This is a genomic window from Pseudoalteromonas sp. BSi20439, assembly GCF_000241165.1.
GTDB lineage: Bacteria > Pseudomonadota > Gammaproteobacteria > Enterobacterales > Alteromonadaceae > Pseudoalteromonas.
On record NZ_BADW01000207.1, the window covers coordinates 1 to 11,069 of the forward strand.

The window sequence follows — 11,069 nt, forward strand, 5'->3', positions numbered from 1 at the left end:
ACTTACTTTATAAGGTTTAAGTTTAATTTTAATGCTCCAATAGAAAATTGGATAAGCACTGCTAGTTTTTTCAACTCAATTTTAACACCACCACTATTAGCAATTACATCCATCTTGATTTTTCTAACTTGGCAAACGAGCAAAAATCAACTTAAGCACGCAAATGAAATGATGAACTCTGAGCTGAACTTAAAAATTTTTAATAACATGCTAGAAAGTACAACTACTTATATGGATTCTCGAATTTTAAGAAATGATGTTGTAAAAGCTACTCAGTTAACTTATGAAAAATTAGAACAAAACCATAAACATACACTTGATAATTGTTTTGGATGTGAGATGGGAGCTAAAACGTTAGAGCGAAAAGTAAAAAGGTACTGCAGATTCAAAGTCTCTGAACAGAACTTTAGAAATGAAGATATTATTTTAAAAGTTGGTAAAGGCGGCTTACCACCTACAACAAAAGAAGATCTTGATTCACTTGTACTAATTTACATGGAACGTGCTTTGGTTGATATTTTTTCAGGTAGGACAGATACTACCCCATTGATTATTCATAAAATTATTAGATTATTTGATTTTATAGGCAGAGAAAAAGAGAGCGGTAATGATCTTATTGCAGATTCATTAATTGACTCTGTTGAATTTGGTTTTAGAGAAGAGGTTCTTGAGTCTTTTTCTCATATAAAGAATATAAAAGAGCATCATGTATTTACTTTAATGAATAGAAGCTAGGTATAACAAGTTGTTAAAACTTTATATGTTTTTCAAAAAACGGAGTTTTAAAATGAGAAAAGAGTTCGAATTCACGGTCAAGGGTCATAAAATTAAAATTGTTAACTCATGGTTTAATGGTGCAAAACTATATGTAGATGGCGATTACCGTGATCAAGACTCTACCTTTATTGCTAATGGCAAAACTGCACTTCTTTCAGCAAAACTTGCTGACCTTAGTGTTTTAGAGATTTTCCCCATATCTGCGTTAATATCTGTAGAAATGGATGCATTTTTAATTACGGACGATGAAAGGTTGCAAGTATACAGCTCACATAAACGTTTAAACTTAACACAGCAGCGATTAGCAAAATAAACACATAGGTAAAATATGAAACTATTAATGGCTCCTTTATTACTCATTATTGCTGGGTGCAGTAGTGTTGCGCAAAAGGGTGAAAAATATTCGCCGTGCTCTGAACCATGGTTAAATCATGTTGAACAGCAAATAAGTACCGGTGACGGTTATGGACATGGGCCAGACATTGGCTCTTTAGAATGGCGCTCTGTAATCATGTTTAAACTCGGTATTAGAGATAAGCCAGGCGTACCAGAATTAAATACTCAGCAGTGGTGCCAGTTTATTGATGAAAATTATATTTAAAGCCTGCTTGGCTTTATGAGCTGAAATTTGTTTACCTGGGAGCAGTAAGCGAACTGCGCCTTGTTTGTTAACTGAGGTTGGGATTTACTCACCCAACCTTGTATCTCTTCTTGATGAGTATTTAGCTAAACACTTGCAGCTGCGCTTTCTCTTTAACTAATACCCAAATACTTATGTACTTGAATTGATAAACGCCAGTTTTTGGCGATACAGGTATCAATGGCTAATTTAGTTGCCGACGTTTTTTGGCTGATTGGCTGTAAATATACCAGTTTTGGGTTAACACCCGTGGCGACAAATAACTCTTCCAGTTCTTCTACGTGCTTTTGCATAGCAATTGGGTGTTTAATTTCATCGGCGCGTTGCATAGCACTGCTCAATACTTTGTAACCACCACGCATATTAATTTTTGGCGATACCGTAACCCACGTTTGGGCAGGGGCGAGAATTTCAAAGGTGCCACTGGTTTCTATTTGCGTGCTAAAGCCATGATCATGCAATAAATTACACACTGGATTTAAATCGTACATGCAAGGTTCACCACCGGTGATCACAACATGCTTGGCGGTATAGCCACGGGATTTAAATAACTCCAGGACCTGCGCGGCACTGGCCTCAGCCCAATGATCAGAGTCGGCTTTTTTTTCTACCGTGTCATCTAGTGATACTTTATATACATTATCAACATCCCAGGTTTGTTTAGTGTCACACCACGAACATCCCACAGGACAACCTTGCAGGCGTAAAAATATAGACGGCGTACCGGTAAAGCTCGCTTCACCTTGAATGGTTTCAAACACTTCATTAATTTTGTACAAAAGAAATCTCACTTACAACCTGACGGCAAAATTGTTACTATTAAAAATCGCAAAGCACGGTGCAAAAATTGTCATTTATGCCTTGGCCGTGTAGTATATCGCGCCCTGATATAAACCTCTATCAAAACTAAAGAGCAAACCACGTATGACGCAAAAAGTAGTTGTTATTTATTCCGGCGGTATGGACTCATTTACTGTATTAAATAAAGCCTTGCAACAAGGCCATGATGTTTATGCCCTCTCGTTTGATTATGGTCAGCGTCATGTTAAAGAACTTAAAGTAGCCGCCAACGTATGTGAAAAGCTAAATGTCCCGCACAAAATTGTTGATATATCAGCGATCAATCAGCTTATTGGTGGTTCGTCATTAACAGACGATATTGATGTGCCAGAAGGCCATTACGAAGAAGAAAGCATGAAAAGCACCATTGTGCCTAATCGCAATATGATTTTACTTTCCTTAGCAGTAGGTTACGCGGTATCGCTTAAAGCGAGCAAAGTATATTACGGCGCGCATTCAGGCGATCATGCAATTTACCCAGATTGCCGCCCTGAGTTTGTTAAAAAGATGGATGATGTGTGTCGTATTGCAAATTACGATGCAGTGGAAATTTTTAGCCCGTATTTAAACAATACTAAAATCGATATTTTAACCGATGGTATTAAAATGGGCTTAGACTACAGCCAAACATGGACCTGTTATAACGGCCGCGACAAAGCGTGTGGTAAGTGTGGCGCTTGCCAAGAACGTTTAGAAGCCTTTGAGCTTAACAACGTGACCGACCCGCTTGAATACGAGTAAGGTTTAAAGTAAGCATATTAAAAGGCTACCAAGGGTAGCCTTTTTTATTACGAAACAAACATTAAAGCCAGCGTTTTACCCGTGATTTGTAATCGTCAAATTGCTCAGCAAATAACTGATGTAACGCCCGCTCCTCTGGGATTATTTGAAATAAGGTAATGTAAGCAATAAACCCTGCTACACCTAAAAAAGCCCACATTGAACCCAACCACACGCCCCAGCCTGCTAATATAAACGCAAAACCTAAGTACATTGGATTACGAGAAAGTTTATAAACACCTGATGTAACTAATCTTGAGGCTTCTTCAGGTTTGTTGGGGAGGACTGTGGTTTTAGCCAACCGAAAACTCACGACGCCAGCAATACAAAATATACACCCCGTAGCGACGAGTGCGAGCGCGAGATAAATAATAAATGCGGTAAAGTCAATTACCGTGTAGTGAGCGATTAGCGCCATAATAGCGGCAAAAAACACCATGACCACCAAAGGTGGAACTTTATTGTTGAGCATACCTATTCCTTGTATCGATTAAAAAATCAGCTTAATTATTATATTGTGGCAACACAAAAAATAACAATGGCTTATCGAATATTTATAAATACAAATAAAGTTACAATTTATTGGCTTTATCGGCGCTTGATTATGGTTATAATTTAAGCTTAAAATAAAATTAAAGGAAGTAATTATGTCTGGCACAACAATGATAGTTCTCATTGTGCTTATTTCTGTGGGTTCGGGGGTTATTTATGATATGTATAAAAAGCACCTTGAATTTAAACATAAAGTACAGGACAACAATCAAGACGCACACAAACAACTAGCTGAGGTAACCGCTCAAGTGAGTGAACTTAAACAACGAGTACAAACACTTGAAGCCATTGTTACCGACTCAAGCTACAGCGTAAAACAAGAAATAAATAAACTTTAAAGTACGCGTTACAAGTAATGTGGGTATAAATGTGCGTTTTCTGGCTGCTCAATGCCATGGGCAGCTAAAAAACCACCAATTGCTTGGCCACACCCTTGTGGCGCTCTAGCGCTGTCTATCTCAAAATTTAACTGATTCGCTTCTTGCTTACCCATAGAGCACAAACTAACCGAACTTGGCGAGCGCATAGAGACACTTAACTCACCTACTCGCTCCGCACGCACATGCTTACTAAAGCGCGCAAAACCTTGGTATTTAAAATGCTCGTTTACATACTCATTACTGGTATTAACCAACGCATTAATAAAACTGTGTAAAAAACTATTTGGTGAACTGTCACTGGCTAAAAAAGACAACTGCGTGTGGTTAAACTCACTTAGCTGACAGTCTTCGCAATTAAGCTTTACCGTGTAAAGCTGCTCACCCGTCGCAATACTCTGATGGCTCATTAAAGTGACCGGTGCATCAGCAAATACCAAACGCGTAATTATTGTCGCCAAAGATGTGGTTTCAACTGAACCGCTTGTTACTAAGTCAGGGTTTTGTGCCATAACGGGTAAGTCATGATGATTATTAAACGGCGTGCTGGTTGCCTCTTGATGCTGCAGCTGGAAAAGCTCTCTAACCTCATGTTCACGCGCCACTTTTAACGCTAAGAATGCGGTTTGAATAAGCTCAGAAGTAGGTAAGTTTTGCTCTACTGGCCAACGGCGACCAAACAATAGTTTTTTTGCTTTATTATCAGCACGGTAATTGTCGGGGCTAAGCACTGCTACTTGCAGATAAATATCACTGTTTTTTTCTGCCGCTAACACACTAAAGTGGTTAGAAAAGCTAATGTCGTTAAGCACTTCATTAACACTCGCTAATGTGTGCTTGTAACGCAAAAAATGCTGCGGAACAATCCAATTTTTATTAGCCAGTTGTACTAAGGGCGCATACGAAATCGGTTGCTCGTAGCTGTGTTGCCATTTTTGCCCATCGCCCAATAATGACTCAATTTTTATATTGTTATCTGACATATATAAACCAAATAAATCTGCCCAACGGCAAGATATTAACTATGAAGCACTTTACGTAGTTAATCATTAAAAGCGATCACACTTATTAGTAGTATTTAGCGTTCGAATACATGTTGATACTCCGTTATAACTTTTTGATAGTAAAGTCTATCTTTATTGAGCATTCGAGTATAATGGTCAAGCAATTGCTGCTGATATTGATGATGTTGAGGGTTATGTGTATCCCACATATGAGCCCCCGTTTTAGTAATAGTGCCGGTGGCATTAAAACTGACTTGTAGCACTTCGTAAAAACGCTTGTTTTCAACAATAATTTGCTCGCTATCGAGCTGCAAATTACAGTCTTTTAAACCCGCACGTACTTTATAGAGGTGCATAATAGGGCAAATAATAAAACTTAGTTGTTTAAGGCTGTGCGGATTATTAGCAATAATTTGCTCAATTAGCTTTAAGCATAAATCGCCCCCCACTCCAGCAATAACGATTACTTGCTTGGCATCTGTTGGCAGTTTAATTTGCGCAACATCTTCGCAGCGCACTTGCCATGAAGGCAAAGACTTTCCTTGCTCAAATTGTTGCAGCGACTGCTCAAGCGCTTCCATTAACTGTGGAATAATATCAACAAAGTTTATTTGTTTGGCTATGCCGCGCTCAAGTAATGCCATACCTAAAAAGCCATGATCGCAGCAACAATCCCAAATAATATCGAGAGGCTGTGTAATTAATGAATTAATGACGTTTAAACGTTTACTCAGTTTCATTTAACTCACTATGTTTTTGTTTTGTACACCAATGCTTTTAAGCTTTTATCGCTATCAATTTCAATAAAGCGATCGGTAGGTTCAAGGCGTTTAACAAATTCAATAGCACCTTGAGTATGCTCTTCAATAAGTGCTTTAAAATCGTTTTCTGTAAGCTCTGGACTATTAGCACATAGCAACAGCTGTGTGGCATCGTTTAATAGTTCAGGAAGTCTACGCAGCACTTTTTGATAGTCTTTGGTTAAAATAAAACTTCCTTTTTGAAAACTGGGCGGATCAACAATAATTAAATCAAACGGTGCGGCTTTTTTTAGCTTACCAAACGACTTTAAAATATCGTGCGGTAAAAAACTGACCCCACGATCGACATTATTGAGTTGGTGGTTTTGCTTACCCACTTTTAACACACCTTTGCTCATATCCATGTTCATCACATGATCTGCACCGCCGTGCATAGCCGCAACCGAAAAACCACAGGTATAAGAAAACAAATTAAGCACTTTGGCGTGCTTACTATTTTGCATGACAAACTCACGGCCTTTTCGCATATCAGGAAAAATACCGGTGTTTTGCTTACTCATTAAGTCAACCAAAAAGCGCACCCCGTTCTCGGCTACGCTATGGCGAACTGGCAGTTGCCCATGCACTAGGGTGTTATGGCTTTGTAGCCCCGCTCGCTGCTGATACACCAATGCAGTAATTAGCTCTGGATGATGTTGTTGTGCCCACTGCCATAACGTATCGGTAAGCGTAGTGAGTGTTGCCTCATCAATTTCACTGTATGACACCAAAAACAAACTCGGTGGATAAAAGTCTAAGTTAATATGGCTAAGCGCTTCAACACTGTGGCCGCGTCCATGAAATACGCGGCAAAGCTCGTTATCGGAAAAAGGCGTGTCTGCCAAAGCAGACATAAGAGGAGTAAAATCGGTTGTCATTTAATTAATCAACTGTTGTTGTAGTTCATGTATTTCGTCGCGCACTGAGGCGGCTTTTTCAAATTCTAAATCGCTGGCATACGCATGCATTTTGGTTTCTAACTGCTTAATTTGCGTTGCAATTTCTTTAGCACTGAGGATTTTTTTAGATTCTTTACGAATAAGCTGTAGGTTGTCTTGCGGTGAAGCATCTTGGCCTACATCCATTACATCAAGTATCTTTTTAACTAATGCACTAGGTTCAATACCATGCTTAACATTATAAGCATGCTGTATTTCTCGGCGTCGGTCAGTTTCCTCAATGGCTTTAGCCATCGATTTAGTCACTCTGTCACCGTATAAAATGGCACGACCATCAAGGTGGCGCGCCGCACGGCCTATCGTTTGAATAAGTGAGCGTGCTGAGCGTAAAAAGCCTTCTTTATCGGCATCTAAAATAGCCACTAGTGCCACTTCTGGCATGTCTAAGCCTTCACGTAGTAAGTTAATGCCTACTAACACATCAAATACACCGGCACGTAAATCACGAATAATCTCTACTCGCTCTACGGTATCAATATCAGAATGTAAATAACGTACTTTTACATTGTGCTCACTCAAGTAGTCAGTTAAATCTTCAGCCATGCGTTTAGTAAGCGTAGTTACCAGCACACGCTCTTTTAATTCAACACATTTGTAAATTTCTGATAGTAAGTCATCAACCTGATCGCCTACCGGGCGCACTTCAATAACGGGATCAAGTAAGCCGGTTGGACGAATAACCTGCTCTGCAACTTCGCCGTTGCTGCGCTCTAATTCAAAGTCACCCGGGGTGGCAGATACATAAATGGTTTGTGGTGCAATGGCCTCAAATTCTTCAAAACGCAGTGGCCTGTTATCCATAGCTGAGGGCATTCTAAAACCGTATTCAACGAGGTTTTCTTTACGGCTTCTATCGCCTTTGTACATGGCGCCAATTTGCGAGACGGTTACGTGCGATTCATCAATAATCATTAATGCGTCGTCAGGTAAATAGTCCAGTAATGTTGGCGGTGGGTCGCCAGGTGTACGCCCCGATAAATAACGGCTGTAGTTTTCAATACCAGAGCAATAACCAAGCTCGGTCATCATTTCTATATCGTATTGGGTACGCTGAGCTATGCGTTGCTCTTCTACTAACTTGTTTGCGCTGAGCAATTGTGCTCTGCGCTCTTTGAGTTCGGCTTTAATTTTTTCGATAGCTTCGAGAATTTTTTCTCGTGGCGTTACATAGTGAGTTTTAGGATAAATAGTGGCACGCACTATGTGTTTTTCTACCGCACCGGTTAAGGGGTCAAAAATACTTAGGCGTTCAACTTCGTCATCAAACATTTCTACACGCACTGCATAGGTGTCTGATTCAGCGGGGAATATATCAACCACTTCACCACGTACGCGGTATGTACCACGACTAAAGTCAATATCATTTCGCGTATATTGTAGCTCTGCAAGACGGCGCAGCATATCTCGTTGGTCGACCTTTTCACCTACTTTTAAGAGCAGCATCATTTTCATGTATGAATCAGGATCGCCCAAACCATAAATTGCCGATACTGAGGCAACAATAATGGTATCGCGTCGCTCTAAAAGCGCTTTAGTGGCACTGAGTCGCATTTGCTCTATGTGCTCATTAATAGATGCGTCTTTTTCGATAAAGGTGTCGCTGGCTACCACATAGGCTTCAGGTTGGTAGTAATCGTAGTAAGATACAAAGTATTCAACCGCATTGTGTGGAAAAAACTCTTTCATCTCGCCGTACAATTGCGCCGCTAGAGTTTTATTGTGTGCCATAATAATAGTAGGTCGGTTTAAATCACTAATAATGTTAGCCATAGTGAATGTTTTACCGGTACCCGTTGCGCCTAATAATGTTTGCTGAGCAAGTCCGGCTTCTAAGCCTTCACACAATTGAGCAATAGCGGTTGGTTGATCCCCTGCGGGTTTAAATTTTGATACTAGCTGAAAATGATCGCTCAATGACTACACTCCTGTAATGCTTGACTGCTTAACGCTTCAATTTCTTTCATAAACCACTTGTAGGCTACAAGGGCTGTGAATAAATTACCAATGGCCGCGCCAATAAACAAGCCGATTAAGCCTGCGAGTTCGTTTCCGATATACGCAAAGGGAATATAAAAAACAAACAATCGAATGACGCTCAAAACTAAGGCGTTCATGGGTTTGTGTAAAGCGTTAAACGAGGAGTTTGATAAAATGATCACTCCTTGTAAGCCATAACTTAGAGGAATGGTATAAATAAACAGTTTGATGACATCAACAACCGCTTGCTCTTTACCAAATATTTCACTAATAACGCCTGAAAAAATAATTAATACAATATAAATAATGAACTGCCACAACATTACAAACTTGAGCGTACCTAGGTAGGCATCTTTTACACGAGAAAAATGACTCGCTCCAAAGTTTTGGCTGATAAAAGGTGGCAATGTCATCGACAAAGCTAATACCACTAAACTCGCTATTGATTCTATTCGACTCCCTACTCCAAAAGCAGCCACGGCTTCGGGACCATGATGAGCAACTAATGCGGTCATAACGGCCATAGCAACTGGGGTGAGCATGTTAGCACCCGCTGCAGGTAAACCAATTTTTAAAATTTTACGGATTGCGCCAATAACGGTTTGCTTGCCAGCTTTTAAACTAAGCAGCCGCTTTTTAACTATTAATATGTATAAAATAATTGCCACCGCAACTGCCCAGGCTATAACACTGGCAATGGCAGCCCCTTTAATGCCTAATGCGGGAATGGGACCAAAGCCAAAAATAAGCATCGGATCGAGCACTGCATTAATAAGCCCAGCCCCGCCCATAATAATGCTTGGTGTTTTTGTATCACCACTGGCACGCAGTACTGAGTTTCCAATCATGGGAGTAATTAAAAATACACTTCCCAAAAACCAAATACTAATATACTGATGAATTAGCGGGAGCACCTGCTCCCCAGCCCCAAGCAAGGTAAATATAGGCTCAATCAATAAATAGCCACAGGCAGATAAAACCAATACTAATACTATCGCCACCAACAACGAGACACTGGCATCAAAACGCGCTTCTTCAATATTGTTGCTCCCTAAGGCCTTTGCAATTACTGCCGAGGTCCCTATACCTAAACCAATCGCTAAACTAATGACGGTAAAAGTAACAGGAAATGTAAAACTCACCGCGGCAAGCGGCTCAGTGCCAAGCAAACTAATAAAAAAAGTATCAACAATATTGAACATCATCAGGGTGATCATTCCAAAGATCATCGGAACGGTCATTTTTTTTAATGTAGGCAAGATTGGGGCGGTGAGTAAATCAGGGCGAGTATGTGATTGAGAATGTGCGCGCATAAAATAAATAAGCCTCTTTTACTGAACGGCATATTTTAAAGCATCTGGGCTGTTCAAGCCATGCTTTATTAAATCTAAACAATCAAACTAACCTTTAATCTAAAAACTGTTGTTTTTATGCTGTTGTAAACAAATTTCACACAAACACAGCAAAAACCAAATTAAATACATTTTTATAACTTTTGCAACATTTACTTTTTATGTTTTGTTGCTTTATTACACAGTAAGCGATGATGTTTTATCGTCACGAAAAATTTTATTTATCGTTTAGATGGCTATTCAAGCTGAATCATAAGTCTTTGTTTTTTAATATTTAAAAAAAAGCTTTTTAATACTTGAAATCGTTGAAGCGCCCTACACCGCTGGGGGCGACGATGTTCTTAAAGTTTCATAAACAGAGTTATCCACAGAAACCGTGGATAACTCATTCAACCCCACGTTTATAAAGGGCTACAACGCGGTGTAAATTTAACAGTGCGGTTGATTTTTTTCGTTAGCAATATGGAAACAGCGTTAAATGGTTTTGTAACGACTTAAAACATCGTTATATGTTTATTTAGTGCTAAACCGCATTCATGCTGCATAAATAGTCAACCCATTGATTGCCTTGTTTTTATACAAACTCTCGAAAGTTCAGCAACCATTCTGCTTTGAACAACATACAAAACATCATTACGGTTCTCATCTAGATTTAGTTCAACAAACTTTAACGAGGTAAAATAAAAGTGAGGTAATTATTTTAAATACGTTTATTAAGACTTTATAAAAATACAGGAAATAGAACACTTTTTTATCACTAAAAGCTGCTTTATTAAATTTTACTGTAAGTTTTATTGGTTAAAGTTACTCACTTGATTCAAATATTGCGCTGTTTTTATAAAACAATATCACTGCCCTTTACTCAAATAGAGTCACAAAACGCGCAGATTGCACATAAAAACAACGAATAGACCTCTTTTTTGAATTTATGATCTTTTATATGTTGACACTTTGCTATGCGGTCATTAATATTTCGCCCCGTTGAAAGGCAAGACGCTTCCCCCTTAGCTC

General features: G+C 39.3%; 12 protein-coding genes. 5 read left to right on the plus strand and 7 right to left on the minus strand.

Annotated features, from left to right (window positions below; genetic code table 11):
* The 3 genes from P20439_RS18635 to P20439_RS15680 all read left to right on the plus strand — a co-directional run.
* A partial coding sequence (locus P20439_RS18635) for a hypothetical protein (RefSeq protein WP_158307801.1) occupies window positions 1–735 on the plus strand: 735 nt, incomplete at its 5' end.
* A gap of 52 nt (window positions 736–787) precedes the next feature.
* Window positions 788–1,090, plus strand: a complete 303-nt coding sequence (locus P20439_RS15675; RefSeq protein WP_008110180.1) for a hypothetical protein — start codon at window positions 788–790, stop codon at window positions 1,088–1,090.
* A gap of 15 nt (window positions 1,091–1,105) precedes the next feature.
* On the plus strand, window positions 1,106–1,378 hold the full coding sequence (locus P20439_RS15680) for a hypothetical protein (protein WP_008110179.1): 273 nt from the start codon (window positions 1,106–1,108) through the stop codon (window positions 1,376–1,378).
* A gap of 152 nt (window positions 1,379–1,530) precedes the next feature.
* On the opposite strand, the gene queE is transcribed toward P20439_RS15680, so the two are convergent.
* Complete coding sequence (gene queE / locus P20439_RS15685; RefSeq protein ID WP_008110178.1) at window positions 1,531–2,196, minus strand: 7-carboxy-7-deazaguanine synthase QueE; 666 nt, start codon at window positions 2,194–2,196, stop codon at window positions 1,531–1,533.
* A gap of 145 nt (window positions 2,197–2,341) precedes the next feature.
* Here queE and queC point away from each other — a divergent pair, with 145 nt between their 5' ends.
* The gene (gene queC / locus P20439_RS15690; protein WP_008110177.1) at window positions 2,342–2,998 is read left to right on the plus strand and encodes a 7-cyano-7-deazaguanine synthase QueC; all 657 of its coding nucleotides are present in this window, start codon (window positions 2,342–2,344) and stop codon (window positions 2,996–2,998) included.
* A 61-nt stretch (window positions 2,999–3,059) separates the two neighbouring features.
* Here queC and P20439_RS15695 read toward each other — a convergent pair whose 3' ends face one another.
* Window positions 3,060–3,509 (minus strand): isoprenylcysteine carboxylmethyltransferase family protein, encoded by a 450-nt coding sequence (locus P20439_RS15695; protein ID WP_008110176.1) that lies wholly within the window; start codon window positions 3,507–3,509, stop codon window positions 3,060–3,062.
* Between the two features lie 175 nt (window positions 3,510–3,684).
* Here P20439_RS15695 and P20439_RS15700 point away from each other — a divergent pair, with 175 nt between their 5' ends.
* Complete coding sequence (locus P20439_RS15700; protein ID WP_008110174.1) at window positions 3,685–3,927, plus strand: hypothetical protein; 243 nt, start codon at window positions 3,685–3,687, stop codon at window positions 3,925–3,927.
* Window positions 3,928–3,935: 8 nt separating this feature from the next.
* Here the strand turns inward: P20439_RS15700 and P20439_RS15705 are convergent, their stop codons facing one another.
* The 5 genes from P20439_RS15705 to P20439_RS15725 all read right to left on the minus strand — a co-directional run bounded on the left by P20439_RS15705 (window position 3,936) and on the right by P20439_RS15725 (window position 10,019).
* Entirely contained in the window at window positions 3,936–4,949 is a 1,014-nt protein-coding gene (locus P20439_RS15705; protein WP_008110173.1) for a hypothetical protein, read from the minus strand.
* A gap of 95 nt (window positions 4,950–5,044) precedes the next feature.
* Window positions 5,045–5,710 carry a tRNA (adenine(22)-N(1))-methyltransferase TrmK gene (locus tag P20439_RS15710; RefSeq protein WP_008110172.1) on the minus strand — a complete coding sequence of 222 codons (666 nt, stop codon included), beginning with the start codon at window positions 5,708–5,710 and terminating at the stop codon, window positions 5,045–5,047.
* An 8-nt stretch (window positions 5,711–5,718) separates the two neighbouring features.
* The gene (locus tag P20439_RS15715; protein WP_008468251.1) at window positions 5,719–6,648 is read right to left on the minus strand and encodes a class I SAM-dependent methyltransferase; all 930 of its coding nucleotides are present in this window, start codon (window positions 6,646–6,648) and stop codon (window positions 5,719–5,721) included.
* Entirely contained in the window at window positions 6,649–8,643 is a 1,995-nt protein-coding gene (gene uvrB, locus P20439_RS15720) for an excinuclease ABC subunit UvrB (RefSeq protein ID WP_008468252.1), read from the minus strand.
* On the minus strand, window positions 8,640–10,019 hold the full coding sequence (locus P20439_RS15725; protein ID WP_008110164.1) for an MATE family efflux transporter: 1,380 nt from the start codon (window positions 10,017–10,019) through the stop codon (window positions 8,640–8,642). The genes uvrB and P20439_RS15725 overlap by 4 nt, the downstream gene beginning before the upstream one ends.
* Window positions 10,020–11,069 lie beyond the last annotated feature (1,050 nt).

Coding starts and splice junctions, on each gene's coding strand:
- P20439_RS15725 (WP_008110164.1), bottom strand. CDS start 10,019: ATGCGCGCACATTCTCAATCACATACTCGCCCTGATTTACTCACCGCC.
- P20439_RS15680 (WP_008110179.1), top strand. CDS start 1,106: ATGAAACTATTAATGGCTCCTTTATTACTCATTATTGCTGGGTGCAGT.
- queC (WP_008110177.1), top strand. CDS start 2,342: ATGACGCAAAAAGTAGTTGTTATTTATTCCGGCGGTATGGACTCATTT.
- P20439_RS15710 (WP_008110172.1), bottom strand. CDS start 5,710: ATGAAACTGAGTAAACGTTTAAACGTCATTAATTCATTAATTACACAG.
- P20439_RS15700 (WP_008110174.1), top strand. CDS start 3,685: ATGTCTGGCACAACAATGATAGTTCTCATTGTGCTTATTTCTGTGGGT.
- P20439_RS15705 (WP_008110173.1), bottom strand. CDS start 4,949: ATGTCAGATAACAATATAAAAATTGAGTCATTATTGGGCGATGGGCAA.
- P20439_RS15695 (WP_008110176.1), bottom strand. CDS start 3,509: ATGCTCAACAATAAAGTTCCACCTTTGGTGGTCATGGTGTTTTTTGCC.
- P20439_RS15715 (WP_008468251.1), bottom strand. CDS start 6,648: ATGACAACCGATTTTACTCCTCTTATGTCTGCTTTGGCAGACACGCCT.
- P20439_RS15675 (WP_008110180.1), top strand. CDS start 788: ATGAGAAAAGAGTTCGAATTCACGGTCAAGGGTCATAAAATTAAAATT.